The organism is Streptomyces sp. cmx-18-6 (assembly GCF_046548915.1).
GTDB lineage: Bacteria > Actinomycetota > Actinomycetes > Streptomycetales > Streptomycetaceae > Streptomyces.
On record NZ_JAEBEP010000003.1, the window covers coordinates 313240 to 331423 of the forward strand.

The 18184-nt window shown below is 72.6% G+C and carries 14 protein-coding genes; 8 read left to right on the forward strand and 6 right to left on the reverse strand.

All coding sequences use genetic code 11. The features are described 5' to 3' along the window. Window positions 1–4 precede the first annotated feature (4 nt). Window positions 5–460: an ATP-binding protein gene (locus ACLJPL_RS09550; RefSeq protein ID WP_411080308.1), complete on the reverse strand. Its 456-nt coding sequence runs from the start codon at window positions 458–460 to the stop codon at window positions 5–7. Window positions 461–606: 146 nt separating this feature from the next. After that, a complete protein-coding gene (locus tag ACLJPL_RS09555) occupies window positions 607–1284 on the reverse strand; it encodes an HdeD family acid-resistance protein (protein WP_411080309.1) in 678 nt (225 codons plus the stop codon). Between the two features lie 80 nt (window positions 1285–1364). Here ACLJPL_RS09555 and ACLJPL_RS09560 point away from each other — a divergent pair, with 80 nt between their 5' ends. The 3 genes from ACLJPL_RS09560 to ACLJPL_RS09570 all read left to right on the forward strand — a co-directional run bounded on the left by ACLJPL_RS09560 (window position 1365) and on the right by ACLJPL_RS09570 (window position 5785). Beyond that, window positions 1365–2129, forward strand: coding sequence for an enoyl-CoA hydratase/isomerase family protein (locus tag ACLJPL_RS09560; protein WP_411080310.1), 765 nt, complete (start codon window positions 1365–1367; stop codon window positions 2127–2129). A gap of 64 nt (window positions 2130–2193) precedes the next feature. After that, entirely contained in the window at window positions 2194–3063 is an 870-nt protein-coding gene (locus tag ACLJPL_RS09565) for an SCO6745 family protein (protein WP_411080311.1), read from the forward strand. 199 nt (window positions 3064–3262) lie between these two features. Further along, the gene (locus tag ACLJPL_RS09570) at window positions 3263–5785 is read left to right on the forward strand and encodes a Tex family protein (RefSeq protein ID WP_411080312.1); all 2523 of its coding nucleotides are present in this window, start codon (window positions 3263–3265) and stop codon (window positions 5783–5785) included. A gap of 69 nt (window positions 5786–5854) precedes the next feature. Here the strand turns inward: ACLJPL_RS09570 and ACLJPL_RS09575 are convergent, their stop codons facing one another. Next, window positions 5855–7492 (reverse strand): ABC-F family ATP-binding cassette domain-containing protein, encoded by a 1638-nt coding sequence (locus tag ACLJPL_RS09575; protein ID WP_411080313.1) that lies wholly within the window; start codon window positions 7490–7492, stop codon window positions 5855–5857. A gap of 168 nt (window positions 7493–7660) precedes the next feature. On the opposite strand from ACLJPL_RS09575, the gene ACLJPL_RS09580 reads away from it, so the two are divergent. Next, complete coding sequence (locus tag ACLJPL_RS09580; RefSeq protein WP_411080314.1) at window positions 7661–8590, forward strand: FAD-dependent oxidoreductase; 930 nt, start codon at window positions 7661–7663, stop codon at window positions 8588–8590. Between the two features lie 34 nt (window positions 8591–8624). Here the strand turns inward: ACLJPL_RS09580 and ACLJPL_RS09585 are convergent, their stop codons facing one another. Both ACLJPL_RS09585 and ACLJPL_RS09590 read right to left on the reverse strand, forming a co-directional pair. Continuing rightward, window positions 8625–10370 carry a BCCT family transporter gene (locus ACLJPL_RS09585; RefSeq protein WP_411080315.1) on the reverse strand — a complete coding sequence of 582 codons (1746 nt, stop codon included), beginning with the start codon at window positions 10368–10370 and terminating at the stop codon, window positions 8625–8627. Window positions 10371–10457: 87 nt separating this feature from the next. After that, window positions 10458–11843 (reverse strand): M14 family metallocarboxypeptidase, encoded by a 1386-nt coding sequence (locus tag ACLJPL_RS09590; RefSeq protein WP_411080316.1) that lies wholly within the window; start codon window positions 11841–11843, stop codon window positions 10458–10460. A 330-nt stretch (window positions 11844–12173) separates the two neighbouring features. On the opposite strand from ACLJPL_RS09590, the gene ACLJPL_RS09595 reads away from it, so the two are divergent. Further along, on the forward strand, window positions 12174–13757 hold the full coding sequence (locus tag ACLJPL_RS09595; protein ID WP_411080317.1) for a M1 family metallopeptidase: 1584 nt from the start codon (window positions 12174–12176) through the stop codon (window positions 13755–13757). Between the two features lie 164 nt (window positions 13758–13921). Here the strand turns inward: ACLJPL_RS09595 and ACLJPL_RS09600 are convergent, their stop codons facing one another. Further along, window positions 13922–14815 (reverse strand): oxygenase MpaB family protein, encoded by an 894-nt coding sequence (locus ACLJPL_RS09600; protein ID WP_411080318.1) that lies wholly within the window; start codon window positions 14813–14815, stop codon window positions 13922–13924. Between the two features lie 243 nt (window positions 14816–15058). Here ACLJPL_RS09600 and ACLJPL_RS09605 point away from each other — a divergent pair, with 243 nt between their 5' ends. The 3 genes from ACLJPL_RS09605 (at window position 15059) to ACLJPL_RS09615 (ending at window position 18133) form a co-directional block, all read left to right on the forward strand. Further along, window positions 15059–16015, forward strand: a complete 957-nt coding sequence (locus ACLJPL_RS09605) for a GlxA family transcriptional regulator (RefSeq protein ID WP_411080319.1) — start codon at window positions 15059–15061, stop codon at window positions 16013–16015. Between the two features lie 104 nt (window positions 16016–16119). Then, the gene (gap, locus tag ACLJPL_RS09610; protein WP_411080320.1) at window positions 16120–17118 is read left to right on the forward strand and encodes a type I glyceraldehyde-3-phosphate dehydrogenase; all 999 of its coding nucleotides are present in this window, start codon (window positions 16120–16122) and stop codon (window positions 17116–17118) included. Between the two features lie 283 nt (window positions 17119–17401). Next, a complete protein-coding gene (locus ACLJPL_RS09615) occupies window positions 17402–18133 on the forward strand; it encodes a MerR family transcriptional regulator (protein WP_411080321.1) in 732 nt (243 codons plus the stop codon). Window positions 18134–18184: the final 51 nt, after the last annotated feature.

Here is an 18184-nt window from a genome sequence, read left to right on the forward strand (position 1 = left end):
GCGGTCAGAGCTGCGTTTTCAACGGCAGCGCCGCCCAGATGGTCTTCCCGCCGCTCGCGGTGTGCTCCACGTCGCAGGTCCCGCCCGCCTGGGCGGTGATCTCCTTGACCAGCAGCAGTCCGCGGCCGCCGGTCTGCGCGTAGTCCGTCTCCAGCGCGGTGGGGCGGTAGGGATGGCTGTCCTCGACCGAGACCCGGACCCAGTCGGCCCCGATCGCCACCTCGACGGCCAGCTCGGGCGAGAGCAGCGCCGCGTGCTTGACGGCGTTGGTGACCAGCTCCGAGACGATCAGCAGCAGCCCCTGGAGGATGTCCTCCTCGATGGGCACGCCCTGGCGGCCGAGGAGGTCGCGCACGGCGTGCCGGGCCTGCGGCACGGAGACGTCGACGGCGGGGGCGGTGAAACGCCAGACCCCCTCGTACGACACGGGATCGGCGGGGGCACTCCCCAGGCTCTCCATCGTCCGGCACCAGCTCTCACTCGCACTGCACTGACCGTCGAGTAAAGAGTGTTGGGAATGGCTTGGTCCGTACCGGGCCACTGATCGGAAATAGCTGCGTATCGACGCTATTTGACCGCGGGTGCGCTTTCATGGCCGCCGATGGACTACTTCTGCCCGCCTTCTGCTGACTTGGGCAGCCCGCCCTGATCCGGGCCGGAAGCATCGAGCCGGTCGGAGACCATGCTGACGATACGTCGGCCGCCCACCCCGATGGCGATCAGGCCGAGCCCGTCGAACAGCAGGGCCAGGGAGAAGAAGCACCCCAGAACGTACAGGCTGCTGTGCGGCCAGTCGAACAGCACCAGCAGGCCCAGCAGCAGCCCGAAGGCCCCTTGCAGCAGCGTCCAGCCCATCTGCGGACCGCGTACGACGACGCTGCCGACCAGCCGGAACACCCCGCCGGTCAGGAAGAGCAGCGCGGCGAACATGGTCAGCGCCTCGGCCGTGCCCTCGGGGTGGCGGATCACGACCACGCCCGCGGCGAGGTTCAGGGCGGCGACCACGACGCCCAGCCAGAAGTAGTTGGTGCCGCGCGACTCGATCGCGTGCGCCAGGCCGACGATGCCGCCGATCAGCAGCAGCCAGCCGAAGAGCAGCATCGAGGTGAGGGTGGCGACGCCTGTGTAGACCAGACCGATGATCCCCGCGATCACCAGCAGCGTGCCGAGCAGGGTGAGCCAGCCGAAACTGCGGCTCAGTTTCCGGCCCTCGGCGGTGGGTGCGCGCTTCCTGCCCCGGGCGGGCGTCCCGTGCTTCCCGCCTTCGGCGGTGGGTCCGTTCATCGACAGCTCCTTACGGTGCGTGTCCGCTTCGCGACCCCTTCTTGATCATAGGTTCGAACCGTACGGATAGCATCCGGCGCATGGACCGTATGGAACCCCAGCTTCTCAGCACCGTCGACGGCGGGATCGCCACCGTCGTGATCAGCCACCCCGCCAAGCGCAACGCGATGACCGCCGCGATGTGGCGGAGCGTGCCGGAGCTGCTGGAGCGGCTGGCCGCCGATCCGGCGGTAAGGGTGCTGGTGCTGACGGGGGCCGGGGAGACCTTCTGCGGCGGGGCGGACATCTCCACGCTGCGCGAGGGCGCCGCGGACGTCCAGGCGCTGGCGGTGGCGGCCGAGGAGGCGCTCGCCGCGTTCCCCCGGCCGACGCTCGCGGCGCTGCGCGGCTACTGCGTGGGCGGCGGCAGCCAGCTCGCGGCCGCCTGCGATCTGCGGTTCGCCCAGGAGGGCGCCCTGTTCGGCGTCACCCCGGCGAAGCTGGGGATCGTCTACCCGGCCTCCTCCACCCGGCGGCTGGTCGCCCTGATCGGCCCGGCCACGGCAAAGCATCTGCTCTTCTCCGGTGAGCTCATCGGCACGGTCCGGGCCCTGCGCGCCGGACTGGTGGACGAGGTGCTGCCGGCCGGCGGGCTGGAGGAGCGGGTGGCGGAGTACGCGCGGATCCTGGCCTCGCGCTCCCTGCTGACGCAGGCGGCGGCGAAGGAGTTCGCGGCGGGACGGCTGGACCGGGACGCGCACTGGGCCGGTGAGGCGCGGGGCAGCGGCGACACCGCGGAGGGGGTCGCCGCCTTCCTGGAGCGGCGCGCGCCGCACTTCACGTACACCACGGGCACCGCCGGGTGAGGTGTCCCGGGGATCCGCCGCCCCAGGGCTCCATGCCGTACCGACCAGTCGGTAACGTGCGGGTATGAGTACTCTTCCGGCCCGCGCGGAACGCCGTTGCCACAACGCCGTCAACCCGCTGCACTCGTGCCTCTTCTTCTCCCCCGACCTGGGCGCCGAGCTCGGCAAGCTCGGCATCGAGGACCCGGGGGCCGCCTACTTCGCCACCCGGGCCGCCGCGTTCGGGGCGGTGGGGGCGGGCGTCGTCACCGCGACGTTCTACAACTTCAACCCGGCCCTGGTAGCCCGGCATGTGCCCGCCGTCTGGTCCGTCGCCTCGCCCGAGCGGGTCCTCGGGGCCCGGCTGCGGGCGGCGGACGCGACGCTGCGGCGGGTGCTCGGCGAGGAGATCATCGCCTCCGACGAGATGGCGGAGGCGGCCCGGCTCGCCCTGCGCGCCACCGAGGCGTGCACCCCGCACGCCCGGCCGCTGTACGCCGCGCACGCGGAGCTGCCGGTGCCCGACGAACCGCACCTGGCGTTCTGGCACGCGGCGACCCTGCTGCGCGAGCACCGGGGCGACGCGCACCTCGCCGCGCTGCTGGCCGCGGGACTGGACCCGGTGGAGTCGCTCGTCAGCCACACCGCCACCGGCAAGGGCATGGCGATCCGCTGGATCCTGTCCTCCCGGGGCTGGCGGCGCACCGACTGGGAGGCGGCCTGTGACCGGCTGCGGGAGCGCGGGCTGCTGGAGACGGGCGAGGAGCTCGCGCTGACCGGGGCGGGGACGGCGCTGCGCGCCCAGGTGGAGGAGGCGACGGACCGGATGGACGTGGCCCCGTACGAGCACCTGGGCGCGGAAGGCGTGGAGCGGCTCACCGAGCTGGGGCGCGGCTTCCTGTTCACGGCGGCCGCGGCGGGCGCGTTCCCGGCCGAGGCGACCGGCCGGGGCTGAGCCACCCGCCTCCCGGAGCCCTCGCACGCGGTGCGGGGGCTCCGGCGCGTTCGACCAGGTCATGCGACACGGCCCCCGGCCACCCGGCACAATGCAGACGGGACATCCCCCCGAGGGCCACCGCCCCCGGTAAGAACGTGCTCATCGCACCGCGAGCACGGCCAGCACAGCCAGTACGAGAAGGCGAGTCGGGAAAACCGTGACGACGTCCATCGAAGGCAGGATCGCCGAGGAGCTCGGCGTACGTGAGCGACAGGTCAGGGCGGCCGTCGAGCTGCTCGACGGCGGTTCCACCGTGCCGTTCATCGCGCGCTACCGCAAAGAGGCGACCGAATCGCTCGACGACGCGCAGTTGCGCACGCTGGAGGAGCGGCTGCGGTATCTGCGGGAGCTGGAGGAGCGGCGTACGTCGATCCTCGAGTCCGTCCGCGAACAGGGCAAGCTGGACTCGGCGCTGGAGGCGAGCATCCGGGCGGCCGACACCAAGGCGCGCCTGGAGGACATCTACCTGCCGTTCAAGCCGAAGCGCCGGACCAAGGCGCAGATCGCCCGGGAGGCGGGGCTCGAACCGCTGGCAAAGGGCCTGCTCGCCGACCCGTCGGCCGATCCGCTCGCCGCCGCCGCCGCGTTCGTGGACGGCGACAAGGGCGTGGCGGACGCGGCGGCGGCCCTGGACGGCGCCCGCTCCATCCTCACCGAGCGGTTCTCCGAGGACGCCGACCTGACGGGCGAGCTGCGCGAGCGCATGTGGACCCGGGGCCGGCTGGCGGCGAAGGTGCGCGAGGGCCAGGAAGAGGCGGGCGCCAAGTTCGCCGACTACTTCGACTTCGCGGAGCGGTTCACCGCGCTGCCCTCGCACCGGGTGCTCGCGCTGCTGCGCGGCGAGAAGGAGAACGTGCTCGACCTGGTCCTGGAGCCCCAGGAGCCGGAGGCCGACGAACGGCCGGGCCCCTCGACGTACGAGAACATGATCGCCCGCCGCTTCGAGATCGCCGACCGGGGCCGGCCGGGCGACAAGTGGCTCGCGGACACGGTGCGTTGGGCCTGGCGGACCCGGATCCAGGTGCACCTGGGCATCGACCTGCGGCTGCGGCTGCGCACGGCGGCGGAGGACGAGGCGGTACGGGTCTTCGCCTCCAACCTGCGCGATCTGCTGCTCGCCGCCCCGGCCGGGACGCGCGCCACACTCGGCCTGGACCCCGGTTTCCGTACGGGGGTGAAGGTGGCGGTCGTCGACGCCACCGGCAAGGTGGTGGCCACCGAGGTGATCCACCCGCATGTGCCCGCGAACAAGTGGGACCAGGCGCTGGCGAAGCTCGCGCACCTCGCGAAGGAGCACGCGGTCGACCTGATCGCGATCGGCAACGGCACGGCGTCCCGCGAGACGGACAAGCTCGCCGGTGAACTGATCGACAAGCACCCCGAGTTGAAGCTCACGAAGGTGATGGTCTCGGAGGCGGGGGCGTCCGTGTACTCCGCGTCCGCCTTCGCCTCGCAGGAACTGCCCGACATGGACGTGTCGTTGCGCGGCGCGGTGTCGATCGCGCGGCGGCTCCAGGACCCGCTGGCGGAGCTGGTGAAGATCGACCCGAAGTCGATCGGCGTCGGCCAGTACCAGCACGACCTGTCGGAAGTGAAGCTCTCGCGTTCGCTGGACGCGGTCGTCGAGGACTGTGTGAACGGCGTCGGCGTGGACGTCAACACCGCCTCCGCGCCGCTGCTTTCACGGGTCTCGGGGATCAGCTCCGGTCTCGCCGAGAACATCGTCGCGCACCGCGACGCCAACGGTCCCTTCCGCTCCCGCAAGGGGCTCAAGGACGTGGCGCGGCTCGGCCCGAAGGCGTACGAGCAGTGCGCGGGCTTCCTGCGGATCCGGGGCGGCGACGACCCGTTGGACGGCTCCAGCGTGCACCCGGAGGCGTACCCGGTGGTGCGGCGGATGGGGAAGAGCGCGGGCGGCGAGGTCGCTTCGCTGATCGGCAACGCGGAGGCGCTGCGGTCGCTGCGCGCGGCGGACTTCGTGGACGACATGTTCGGTCTGCCGACCGTGACGGACATCCTGAAGGAGCTGGAGAAGCCGGGGCGCGACCCGCGTCCCGCCTTCCGTACGGCGACCTTCAAGGAGGGCGTCGAGAAGCTCGGCGACCTGGAGCCCGGCATGGTGCTGGAGGGCGTCGTGACGAATGTGGCCGCCTTCGGCGCGTTCGTCGACATCGGTGTGCACCAGGACGGTCTGGTGCATGTGTCGGCGCTGTCGAAGACCTTCGTGAAGGACCCGCGCGACGTCGTGAAGCCCGGGGACATCGTGAAGGTCAAGGTCATGGACGTCGACATCCCGCGCAAGCGGATCTCGCTGACGCTGCGGCTGGACGACGAGCCGGGCGCGGGCGGTCCTTCCGGCGGCGGGCAGCAGGGCCGGGGAGAGCGGGGCGCGCGTCCGCCGAGGCAGCGGCAGGGACAGGGGCAGGGCCAAGGGCAGGGCCAGGGGCAAGGCTCCGGCGGCGGGCAGGGCGGCCAGGGCGGCGGCGGGCAGGACCGGCGCGGCGGCGGCGGCGGTGGTCGGGACCGGCGTGGCGGGGGCGGCGGGCAGGACCGGCGTGGCGAGGGCGGCGGCGGTTCGCGGCAGGGCCAGGGCGCTCCGGCTCCGGCGAACAGCGCGATGGCCGACGCGCTGCGGCGGGCCGGGCTGACCGACCCGAAGCAGGGCGGCCGGGGGCGCTGAGACGGTCCGGGGGTGGGGGGGGTCGCCGCGTGCGACCCGCCCCACCCCCGTACTGCTTCGTGGCCGCGTTCAGACTTCCTTGACCTGGCCGTCCGCCACTTCGACGCGGCGCGTGGTGCGGACCGCTTCGAGCATCCGCCGGTCGTGGGTGACCAGCAGCAGGGTGCCCGTGTAGCTCTCCAGGGCCGCTTCCAACTGCTCGATGGCGGGCAGGTCCAGGTGGTTCGTCGGCTCGTCGAGCACCAGGAGGTTGACGCCCCGGCCCTGGAGCAGGGCGAGGGCGGCGCGGGTGCGCTCCCCGGGGGACAGGCTGGTCGCCGGGCGCATCACATGGTCGGCGCGCAGGCCGAACTTGGCGAGCAGCGTGCGCACTTCGGCCGGTTCCGTGTCGGGCACGGCGGCGCAGAACGCCTCCAGCAGCGACTGGGAGCCGAGGAAGAGCCTGCGGGCCTGGTCCACCTCGCCGACCACCACGCCCGAACCGAGCGTGGCGTGCCCCGAGTCGAGCGGCAACCGCTCCAACAGGGCGGCGAGCAGGGTGGACTTGCCCGCGCCGTTGGCGCCGGTGATGGCGACCCGGTCGGCGCAGTCGATCTGGAGCGAGGCGGGGCCGAACGCGAAGTCGCCGCGCACCACCCGGGCCTCGCGCAGGGTGGCGACGACCGAGCCGGAGCGCGGGGCGGCAGCGATCTCCATCCGCAGCTCCCACTCCTTGCGGGGCTCCTCGACGGTGTCGAGGCGCTCGATCATGCGCTGGGTCTGCCGGGCCTTGGCCGCCTGCTTCTCGCTCGCCTCGCTGCGGGCGTTGCGGCCGAGCTTGTCGCCGTCGGTGGCCTTGCGGCGGGCGTTCTTGACGCCCTTGTCCATCCAGGAGCGCTGCATATGGCCGCGCGCCTCCAGGGCGGCCTTCTTGTCGGCGTACTCCTCGTAGCCCTCGCGGGCGTGCCGGCGGGCGGTCTCGCGCTCCTCCAGATAGGCCGCGTAGCCGCCGCCGTACAGGTTGATCTGCTGCTGGGCGAGGTCGAGTTCCAGCACCTTGGTGACGGTGCGCATCAGGAACTCGCGGTCGTGGCTGATGACGACGGTGCCGGCCCGCAGTCCCGCCACGAAGCGTTCCAGGCGCTCCAGGCCGTCGAGGTCCAGGTCGTTGGTGGGCTCGTCCAGCAGGAAGACGTCGTAGCGGGAGAGGAGGAGGGAGGCCAGTCCGGCGCGGGCGGCCTGGCCCCCGGAGAGCGCGGTCATGGGCAGGTCCAGGCTCACGGTGAGACCCAGCTCGGCGGCGACCTGCGCGGCCCGCTCCTCCAGGTCCGCGCCGCCGAGGGCGAGCCAGCGCTCCAGGGTCTCGGCGTACGCGTCGTCCGCGCCCGGGGCCCCCGCGACCAGGCCCTCGGTCGCCTCGTCCATGGCGCGCTGGGCGTCCGCGACCCCGGTGCGGCGGGCCAGGAAGGCGCTGACCGTCTCCCCCTCGCGCCGCTCGGGCTCCTGCGGGAGGTGGCCCACGGTGGCGGTGGGCGGGGAGAGCCGCAGCTCGCCCTCCTCCGGGCGGTCGAGGCCGGCGAGCAGGCGGAGCAGGGACGATTTGCCCGCGCCGTTGACTCCGACGAGACCGATCACGTCTCCGGGGGCGACGACGAGGTCGAGTCCGGCGAAGAGCGTGCGGTCGCCGTGTCCGGCGGCGAGGTCCTTGGCGACGAGGGTGGCAGTCATCAGGGTGCCGATCCTAGTCGCCGGCTCTCCATGCCCCTGGCCCTGTGCCCCTGGCCGCCCGATTCCGTTAGCGTCCGGGCAGAGCGACGGGCGCGTGCCGGGGTCGCGTACGACAGTGACTGGAGGGGCCGTGCTGGCAGACGTGATCGTGGGACTGGAGGGGCCGTGATGGCGGACGTGATCGTGGTGGGCGGCGGGGTCATCGGGCTCACCACCGCTGTGACCCTGGCGGAGCGCGGGCTGCGGGTGCGGGTGTGGTCGCGCGATCCGGCCGGGGCGACGACCTCGGCGGTGGCGGGGGCGCTGTGGTGGCCGTACCGGATCGAGCCGGCGGAGCGGGTCGGGGACTGGGCGCTGGAGACGCTCGCGGTGTACGAGGAGCTGGCGGCCGGGCCCGATGCCACCGGCGTACGGCTGGTGGCGGGGGTGCACGGTGGTGAGCGGTTCGCGGCGCTGGGGGCCTGGGCCGGGCAGCTGAAGGGTGCGGTGGAGGTGGCCGGGGGGCTGCGGGTGACGCTGCCGCTGCTGGACATGCCGGTCCACCTGGCCTGGCTGGAGCGGCGGCTGGTGGCGGCGGGCGGGACGGTGGAGCGGCGGGCGGTGGCCGGGTTCGGGGAGGCGGCGGCGCATGCCCCTGTGGTGGTGAACTGCACGGGGCTCGGGGCGCGCGAGCTGGTGCCGGACGCGGGGGTGCGGGCGGTGCGGGGGCAGCTGGTCCTGGTGGAGAACCCGGGGATCGAGGAGTGGTTCACCGAGGCGGACCCGGCGTCGGCGGCGACGACGTACTTCTTCCCGCAGCCGGCCGGTCTGGTGCTGGGCGGGACGGCGGAGGCGGAGGCGGACGACGAACGGCGGGAGCCCGACGCGGCGGTGGCGCGGGAGATCGTGGCGCGGTGTGCGCGGGTGCGGCCGGAGATCGCGGACGCCCGGGTGCTGGGGCACCGGGTGGGGCTGCGGCCGGTGCGGGAGGCGGGGGTGCGGATCGAGGCGGAGGGCCTGCCCGGCGGCGGGCTGCTGGTGCACGACTACGGGCACGGGGGCGCGGGGGTGACCGTGGCCTGGGGCTGCGCACGGGCGGCGGCCGCCCTGGTGGGCTGAGCCGCCGCCGTGCGTACGAGAGATGGTCCCCGGATCAGTCCTGGGGGCGCTTCTCGACCGGGGCCTCCTTGTGGCGCTCGTCGGTGGTGACCGCCGTGCCGGGGCCGATGCGGATCTCGAAGTCGCCGTCGTACTTGGCGTGCCCCTCGATCACCGCGGACTCGACGGCCTCGACCCCGAACTCCTGGCGGACGATCAGCGGGTCCCTGCGCAGGTCCCGCATCAGGGACACGCACATGCCGATCATCACGATGGTGAAGGGGGCGGCGACCAGGATGGTGAGGTTTTGGAGTCCGGCGAGCGCGTTGCCCTTGCCGTCGCCGATGAGCAGCATGATCGCGGCCACGGCCCCGGTGACGACGCCCCAGAAGATGACGACCCACTTGCCCGGTTCCAGGACGCCCTTCTGGGAGAGCGTGCCCATGACGATCGAGGCGGCGTCGGCTCCGGAGACGAAGAAGATGCCGACCAGGATCATCACCAGGATGCTCATCACGGTGGCGATCGGGAACTCCTGGAGGACGCCGAACAGCTGGGCCTCCGGGGTGTCCGCCCCGGCGAGCTTCCCGGCCTCGTCCAGCTTCATCGCCGTGCCGCCGAAGACCGCGAACCAGATGAGGCTGACGGTGCTGGGCACCAGGATGACGCCGCCCACGAACTGCCGGATCGTCCGGCCGCGGCTGATCCTGGCGATGAACATGCCGACGAAGGGCGTCCAGGAGATCCACCAGGCCCAGTAGAAGACCGTCCAGCCGCCGAGCCACTCGGCCACATCGCCCCCGCCGGTGGCCTCGGTGCGTCCGGCGAGCTGTCCCAGGTCGCTGATGTAGGCGCCCAGCGAGGTGGGCAGCAGGTCGAGCACGATGATCGTGGGACCGGCGATGAAGACGAAGACGACCAGGAGCAGGGCCAGCACCATGTTGATGTTGGACAGCCACTGGATGCCCTTCTCCACGCCGGAGACCGCGGAGGCGACGAAGCCGACCGTCAGCACGGCGATGATGGCGACGAGGAGGCCGGTGCCGGTCTTCTCCATCCAGTTCAGTTCCTGGAAGCCGCTGCCGATCTGGAGCGCGCCGAGACCGAGCGAGGCCGCCGAACCGAACAGGGTCGCGAAGATGGCGAGGATGTCGATGACCCGGCCGAAGCCGCCGTAGGCGTGGCGCTTGCCGATCAGCGGCTCGAAGACCGCGCTGATCGTCTGCCGCCTGCGCCGCCGGTAGGCGCTGTACGCGATGGCGAGCCCGACCACCGCGTAGATGGCCCAGGGGTGCAGCGTCCAGTGGAAGAGGGTGGTGGCCATGGCGGTCTGCATGGCCTCGGCCGCGTCGGCGGGGTCGGTGCCGGGCGGCGGGTTGCGGAAGTGGGCGAGCGGCTCGCTCACGCCGTAGAACATCAGGCCGATGCCCATACCGGCGCTGAACATCATCGCGACCCAGGAGATGGTCCGGAACTCCGGCTTCTCACCCTCCTGTCCGAGGGAGATCCTGCCGTAGCGGCTGATGGCCAGCCACAGGGCGAAGACCACGAAGCCGGAGGCGGCGAGCATGAAGGCCCAGCCGCCGTTGTGGATGAGGCCGTTCAGCAGCTTGCTGGACACGCTCTCCAGGGAGTCGGTGGCGGTCGCGCCCCAGACGACGAAGGCGAGGGTGAGGACCGCCGTGACGCCGAACACCACCCGGTCGGTTGTCGGTCGCCTGGTGCTCGCCGGTTCGGCGGGAAGATCCGCCGTGACCGACAGCTCCTCCCGGCTGTCCGCTGACTGGTCGTCCTGGGACACGAATGCACCTTTCCCTGAGTCTGAACACACTGAGTCCGAAAAACGCTCTCCGTAGGCAGTACCACACAAGCCCACGATCTCGAAGGATCAACAAGCGGTATCGGCTTGACCGTTTGTGATGTTGTATGTCGCTCGCTGGTCGAGAAGCAGCGGAATCAGGTTCCTGGCCGACTGACGCAACGGCACATATGCGCCATCTCCGTCGTGGCGGGACCAGACGCCGTGCAGCGCGAGCTCGTCCGCCACCTCGGCGTACTGGGCGGCCTCCAGCCGGTAGCCGCACGGCGGGTCGGCGAGGATCTCGCCGGGCTCGGCCGGGTCGTTGTCCGCGCCGCCCAGGTACACGGGGCCGCGGTCGGCGTATCCGGCCAGGCGCGAGAGCGCGGTGGCCGCCCGGAGGCGGACGCGCTGCCGCTCGGTGAAGTCGAACAGTCCGCCGACCGCCGTCTGCTGGGAGTGGACCCTGCGCCGCTGGTTGAGGGCCGGATCGGCCTTCTCGGCCTCGCTCAGCGCGTCGATCCTGGACTCGATGAGGAGGCCGACCGCGTGCTTGAGGCCGGAGGCGTTGCGCAGGATGCGCTCCTGGCCGTCGCCGGCGGTCTGCTTGAGGGGCTCTCCGGTGGCCGGGTCGGTCCAGATGCCGTAGTGGCCGCTGCTGTGGCCGCCCTTCGTCGCGGCGGGCCGCACGTACCGCTCCGAGAGGGTCCGCGAGCTGTCGTGGACCGGGCCGGTGACGTTCAGGTTGCGGGGCCACAGGACGAAGAGGTCCTTGTCGTAGTACGGCGGGGTGGCCCCGTACTCGTGCAAGTCATAGATCACGTCGGGCCGTTCGTCGCGGATGACGGCCGCCATCGCCCTGCCCTCGGTGGTCTCCAGGGCGATATGGTCCCGGTTGACGTCGACGCCGTCCGCGTTGCCCCGGGTGCCGGCGGCCCGGCCGTCCGGGTTGGCGGTGGGCAGCACCAGCACCGTCGTCCGGGACAGGAAGGCGCGGGTGGCGCGGTCCTCGGCGAAGGCCAGGTCGCGCAGGGTCGTGAGACATGCCTCGCGCCCGGCGGGCTCGTCGCCGTGCTGGCTGCAGATCAGCAGCACGGTGGTGGCGGCGGGCCGGCGCTCTCCGACGCGTACGAGTTGGAGGGGGCGGCCCTGCTTGGTGGTCCCGATCCGGTCGACGGCGACCCGGTCGCTGCCCCGTTCGACCGCGGTGAGGAAGGACTGCTCCTCCCCCGGCCCGGTCCAGCGCGCCCCGTCGCTGGTCTCGAACCCGGTGCGCGGCGGGTGGGGCGCGGCCTCGGCCGGTGCGATCGCGAAGGGGACGGCGAGCGCCGCGAGCACCGCCGCCGCCGCGCCCCGGCGCAGGGTCGCCCGGCCCCGGCGCGGCGCGGCGGTGGGCGGCCGGGCGGGGCCGGCGACCGGTGCGAGCCAGGGGTGCGGGCTGAGCATGTGGAGCGCGCGGGCGATGCGAGGGGTCATCAGCGGCTGCCTCCCGGGGGTACGAGCGGCGGACACCGGGAGGCCCGCCGGTCTGTCGGCGTTGCGGACGTTACCCAAGTCAACTGCTGTGCAACAGGGGGCGATCACTGCGAGCCGTGACGAGGGCATGGCGATCGTGTGACAGGAATGCCCGGAATCGGGCTATGCCGCCCGGGGGCTGCTTAGCCTCGTTCCACCGGTCGGAATCATCCCTCCGTCCGGTATTCCCGACCGGACGGGGCCATCCCCTGTCCGGATCTCCCGACCGGATTTCCCGGCCGGGCGGCAGCATCCCCGCCCGGTCGACCGTCCCGACTGTTTGGAGCACGCGTGCACCGCAGACTGATCGTCCCCAGCGCACTGGCGGCCACCCTCCTGCTGGCGATCCCGGCGTCGGCCTCCTCCGGCTCCGTGGGCGCGCCGGGCATCGGCGATTCCTACTACCCGGCCAGCGGAAACGGCGGCTACGACGTCTCCCACTACGACCTGCGGCTGAAGTACCAGCCGAAGACCGACCTGTTGGAGGGCACGGCGACGATTCTCGCCACCACCACACAGGAGTTGACCCGCTTCAACCTCGACTTCGGCCTCGCCGTCTCCGAGGTGCGGGTCAACGGCAAGAAGGCGGACTTCGCCACCAGCGGCGACCAGGAGCTGGAGATCACCCCGGCGGCTCCCCTGGCGAAGGGCAAGGACGTCTCGGTGGTGGTCCGGTACGCCGGGAAGCCCTCCGAGCTGAAGATCAACGGCTGGACCGCCTGGGCCCGGACCCCGGACGGCGGTGTCGCCGCCCAGGAGCCGGAGTCGGCGGTGTGGTGGTACCCGAGCAACGACCACCCGCTGGACAAGGCCACGTACGACATCTCGGTGTCCGTACCGGACGGCACCCAGGCGATCAGCAACGGGGTTCTCCAGTCGCAGAGTTCGAAGCTGGGCTGGACGCGCTTCAACTGGCGCTCCGACAAGCCGCAGGCCACGTACCTCTCGACGCTCGCGGTCGGGAAGTTCCACATCACGACGGACCGGACGGCGGACGGCCTGCCGGTGCTGAACGCGTACAGCAAGGACCTCGGGGCCGACGCCGGGGCCGCCCGCGCCAGCGTCGAGCGCACCACCGAGGTGGCCGAGTGGCTGACCGAGGTGTTCGGGCCGTACCCGTTCAACGCGCTCGGCGGCTATGTGCCCAACGTGACGAGCGGCTTCGCCCTGGAGACCCAGACGCGGCCCTTCTACAGCCCGAGGCAGTTCGCCAACGGAGCCAACGTCTCGGTCGTCGTGCACGAGATCGCGCACCAGTGGTACGGCAACAGCGTGTCGGTCGACGGCTGGAAGGACATCTGGATCAACGAGGGCTTCGCCCGATACAGCCAGTGGCTCTGGTCGGAGAAGGAGGGCGAGGGCACCGCGCAGGAGCTGGCGGACTACGTCTACGCCCAGCACCCGGCGAACGACCCGTTCTGGAAGGTGAAGCCGGGCGACCCCGGCCCGGACAAGCAGTTCGACATCGCCGTCTACGACCGGGGCGCGCTGGCGCTCCAGGCGCTGCGCAACAGGGTCGGCGACGAGACCTTCTTCGCCCTGCTGAAGGGGTGGCCGACCGAGAAGGCGCACGCCAACGCGACCGTGGGCGACTTCCTGCGGTACGCGGAGCGGGTCTCGGGCAAGCCGCTGGCGGCGCTGTTCGACACCTGGCTGTACCAGCCGAAGCGGCCGGCCCTCCCGGCGGCCGCCGGGGCGGGGAGCGCCAAGGGCGCGGTGTCGTCCCGTGCGGCGGACCGGCCGGAGCGGCCGGCGTCCTGGAAGAAGATCGCGGCGACGAACACGATCCACGACCACGGGGGGCGTGGCGGTCAGGGTCATGGGGGCCATGGGCACGGTCCCGGTCCCGTTCATGAGGGTCACGGCCGCCGCTGACCACTGCGGGTGCTCTGCCGTGGCCGCCGGAACGGCGAGGTTCAGCCGTTCCGGCGGGTCCCGGGGGCGTGGGCGGCGCGGGGGCCTTCGGAGCGGTGAAGTTCAGCAAGTTCCGGCGGACCTCCGTGGCGTGCGCGGCCCGGGGGCCTTCGGAGCAGCGGAGTTCAGCCGTTCCGGCGGATCTCCGAGGCGTGCGCGGCCCGGGCCGCCCGCGCCCTCGGCAGGTACCGCAACCGCTCCGGGAGTACGGGGACGACGGCCCGCAGGACCGCGCACAGCCGCCGCAGCCGCTTCTCCTGGGCAGCGGTCCACGGCAGGCCGATCGCGGCGCGGGCGTCCGGCGGCATGAGCCCGATGGTGACGAACCGGCGGAAGCGGGCCAGCGGGGGCAGCAGCACCGGCCACAGGGCCCGGAGCGTCAGGCGCAGCGGCCACGGGCCCCGGTCGGGCGGCGGGACGGGCTGGTCGACGTCGACCAGTTCGCGGACCACGGTCGTCGCCTCGATCTCCCCGGCGAGCATTTTCTCCCAGTACGGCCAGAACTCCTCGATCGTCTGCGGCATGTCCCGGTCGTGGATGCCGAGGATCCGGCCCACCTGGAGCCACTCCGCGTACAGGGCGCGTTCCTGCGCGGGGCTCATCGGCCGGATGAGGTAGCGGGCCGCGTGCCGGTGGACCGGGAAGCCGGTGGCGTGCACCCAGGCGTAGTTGGCGGGCGTCAGCGCGTGGTAGTCCCGGCCCCGGGTGTCGGTGCCCCGGATGGTGCGGTGGAGCCGGCGCAGCCTGCGGCCCTCCTCGGCGGCCTCCGCACCGCCGTACACCCAGAGCTGGAGCGAGCGCAGCGAGCGTTCGCCGCGCCCCCAGGGGTCGGTGCGGAACACGGAGTGCTCGTCGACGCCCGCCCCGACCGCCGGGTGGGCGACCTGGAGGGTGAGGGCGGCGGGCAGCATCAGCAGGGCCCGGATGTCGCCGGACAGGGTCCACAGGACACCGCCGGGCGGGGGCGGCAGGGGGTCGGGGCCGCCCCGGGTCTCCGTTGTGGTCTCCGCGCTGTTCATGAGGTGCTCCGGCCGTCCGGCGGGTCTGCCGTGCGCTGCCCGTCCGCTGCTCCTCCCAGTATGCGAGCGGGGCGGGGGTGACTGCGGATGCGGGTGTGGGTGTGGGTGTGGGTGTGGGTGTGGGTGTGGGTGCGACCGTGGCTGTACGTGATGGTCGCGGGCGTGACCGTACGGCGGAGGCGTCGATGCGGTCCCGGGAGCGGGTGTGCCGCAGCGCCCCCGGCCCCCGCGTACCCTCTTCCCGTGCCAGCCCCGCCCCCGCATCGCGTCGCCGTACTCGTGCTCGAAGGCGCGAAGCCCCTCGACGTCGGCATTCCCGCGCAGGTGTTCACGACCCGCGCGAGCATGCCGTACGAGGTACGGGTGTGCGGTGCGGCGCCCGGTCCGGTGGCCGGCGGCGACGGCCTGTCGTACTACGTCGCCCACGGCCTCGACGCACTCGAGTGGGCCGACATCGTCTTCGTACCCGGCTACCGGCACCCGGATCGTGAGGACCCGCCGCAGGCCGTCGTCGACGCGCTGATCGCCGCTCACGCGCGGGGCGCGCGGCTTGCCGCCATCTCGACGGGGGCCTTCGCGCTCGCCGCCACGGGGCTGCTCGACGGCAGGCGCGCCACGACGCACTGGCACTACACGCGGGCGCTCGCGGCGAAGCGTCCGCTGGTCCGGGTCGACGCGAACGTGCTGTTCGTGGACGAGGGCAGTGTGCTGACGTCGGCCGGCGCGGCCTCGGGCATCGATCTGTGCCTGCACATCCTGCGGGGCGACCTGGGGGTGTCCGCGTCGAACCACGCGGCGCGGCGGCTGGTGGCGGCCCCGTACCGCAGCGGCGGGCAGGCGCAGTACGTGCCGCGCAGTGTGCCCGAGTCGATCGGGGAACGGTTCGCCGCCACCCGGGAGTGGGCGCTGCACCGGCTCGGGGAGCCCCTCACCCTTGAGGCGCTGGCCCGGCACGCGGCGGTGTCGCCGCGCACGTTCTCGCGGCGGTTCGCCGAGGACACGGGGTACACGCCGATGCAGTGGGTCATGCGCGCCCGCGTCGACGTGGCCCGGGAGCTGCTGGAGCGGTCGCAGCGGAGCGTCGAGCAGATCGCCGCCGACGTGGGCCTCGGCACGGGGGCGAATCTGCGGCTGCACTTCCAGCGCGTCCTGGACACCACGCCGAGCGAGTACCGGCGCACGTTCGCCCAGGGGCGGTAGCCCGTCGCCGCGTGGCGTGATCCTTGCGGACCGTGGCGATCACGCCGCTGTCACCGGCGGGCGCCGGGCGGGAACCTGGTGGCGAACCCGAAAGGACACCACTCATGACTCGCATCGCCATCAACGGATTCGGCCGCATCGGACGCAATGTGCTGCGCGCACTGCTGGAGCGGGACAGCGGCCTGGAGATCGTCGCCGTCAACGACCTCACGGAGCCCGCCGCCCTCGCGCGGCTGCTCGCCTTCGACAGCACGTCGGGCCGGCTCGGCCGTCCGGTGACCGTCGACGGGGACGCCCTCGTCGTCGACGGCCGGCGCATCACCGTGCTCGCCGAGCGCGAACCGGCCCGGCTGCCCTGGGCCGGCCTCGGCGTCGACATCGTGCTGGAGGCGACCGGCCGCTTCACGTCGGCGGGGGCCGCCCGCGCCCATCTCGACGCGGGCGCGAAGAGGGTGCTGATCAGCGCCCCGGCGGACGGCGCGGACGTCACGCTCGCGTTCGGGGTCAACAGCGACGCGTACGACCCGGCCGCGCACACGGTCGTCTCGAACGCCTCGTGCACGACCAACGCGCTCGCGCCGCTGGCCAAGGTGCTCGACGATCTCGCCGGCATCGAGCACGGCTTCATGACGACGGTGCACGCCTACACGCAGGAGCAGAACCTCCAGGACGGCCCGCACCGCGACGCCCGCCGCGCCCGCGCGGCCGCCGTCAACATCGTGCCGACCACGACGGGCGCCGCCAAGGCGATCGGCCTGGTGCTGCCGAACCTCGACGGCAAGCTGTCCGGCGACTCGATCCGCGTACCGGTCCCGGTGGGATCGATCGTCGAGCTCAACACGACCGTCGCCCGGGACGTGACCCGCGAGGACGTGCTCGCGGCGTACCGCGCGGCGGCGCGGGGGCCGCTGGCGGGCGTCCTGGAGTACTCCGAGGACGCGCTGGTCTCGTCCGACATCACCGGCAACCCGGCCTCGTCGATCTTCGACTCGGCTCTCACCCGGGTCGACGGCCGCCACATCAAGGTCGTGGCCTGGTACGACAATGAGTGGGGCTTCTCGAACCGCGTGATCGACACGCTCGAACTCCTCGCCACCGGCTGACCGGGGACCGCTGCCGTGGCGCTGCCGCCCGGGTCGAAGCTGATGAGGTGCCGGCAAGACAGCCCGTTCAGAAACCTCCACGCCGCATCAGCTCAAGAGCCGGGGGCAGCGCTACGCCTTCCAACCCGCTGCCGCCATTGGAGAATGCGGCGGGGTTGTCGCGCTGACGCACGCGCAAGGGCCGGGGTGGACGGCGCGGCTCCGGTGCCGGAGACTTTCGCAGTAGTGGTGAGACAGCGACACTGTCCGATACGAGGGTCCGGTTCGATTGCGGGGAGCAGAGATGGCGACGGGGACCGACGAGCCGACGCTCACGGTGGACGAGCTGGCGGCGCGCGCGGGAGTCACCGTACGCACCGTGCGGTTCTACAGCACCCGGGGTCTGCTGCCGCCCCCGGTCATCGGGCCGCGCCGGGTCGGGCACTACGGGACCGATCACCTCTCGCGGCTCGCGCTGATCGAGGAGCTTCAGCACCAGGGGATGACGCTCGCCGCCATCGAACGCTATCTGGAGCAGCTGCCGCCCGACCTGAGCGCCCACGATCTGGCGATCCACCGGGCGCTGGTGGCGTCCTGGGCTCCGGACACGGCGGAGGACCTGACGCGGGCGGAGCTGGAGAAGCGGGCGGGGCGGGCCCTGACCGAGTCGGATGTGGACCGGCTGGCGGCGATGGGGGTGCTGGTGCGGCCGGAGACGGCCGGCGGGGTCTTCCGGGTGGATCTGGGGCTGCTGCGGCTCGGGGTGGAGCTGCTGGACGTGCCGATCGCGCACGAGACCATCCTCGCGGCGCGCACGGTCCTGCTGGAGCACACCCGCTCGGCCGCGCAGGAGATGACCCGGCTGTTCCGGGACGAGGTGTGGAATCCCTACCGGGAGCGCGAGGGCGACCCGGAGCATGTGGCGGCGATGAAGTCGCTGTCGGCGCATATGCAACCGATCGTCGTGCAGGCCCTGGTGACGGCATTTCAGCGGTCGCTGAGGGAGGAGCTGCGCGCCGCTTTCACCGCCGAGTGACGGTCGGCCAGGGGCTGCTGGCCAGGCGTTCACCGCCGAGTGAGGGTGGGA

Coding starts and splice junctions, on each gene's coding strand:
- ACLJPL_RS09580 (WP_411080314.1), top strand. CDS start 7,661: ATGGCGGACGTGATCGTGGTGGGCGGCGGGGTCATCGGGCTCACCACC.
- ACLJPL_RS09565 (WP_411080311.1), top strand. CDS start 2,194: ATGAGTACTCTTCCGGCCCGCGCGGAACGCCGTTGCCACAACGCCGTC.
- ACLJPL_RS09590 (WP_411080316.1), bottom strand. CDS start 11,843: ATGACCCCTCGCATCGCCCGCGCGCTCCACATGCTCAGCCCGCACCCC.
- ACLJPL_RS09615 (WP_411080321.1), top strand. CDS start 17,402: ATGGCGACGGGGACCGACGAGCCGACGCTCACGGTGGACGAGCTGGCG.
- ACLJPL_RS09575 (WP_411080313.1), bottom strand. CDS start 7,492: ATGACTGCCACCCTCGTCGCCAAGGACCTCGCCGCCGGACACGGCGAC.
- ACLJPL_RS09600 (WP_411080318.1), bottom strand. CDS start 14,815: ATGAACAGCGCGGAGACCACAACGGAGACCCGGGGCGGCCCCGACCCC.
- ACLJPL_RS09550 (WP_411080308.1), bottom strand. CDS start 460: ATGGAGAGCCTGGGGAGTGCCCCCGCCGATCCCGTGTCGTACGAGGGG.
- ACLJPL_RS09555 (WP_411080309.1), bottom strand. CDS start 1,284: ATGAACGGACCCACCGCCGAAGGCGGGAAGCACGGGACGCCCGCCCGG.
- gap (WP_411080320.1), top strand. CDS start 16,120: ATGACTCGCATCGCCATCAACGGATTCGGCCGCATCGGACGCAATGTG.
- ACLJPL_RS09560 (WP_411080310.1), top strand. CDS start 1,365: ATGGACCGTATGGAACCCCAGCTTCTCAGCACCGTCGACGGCGGGATC.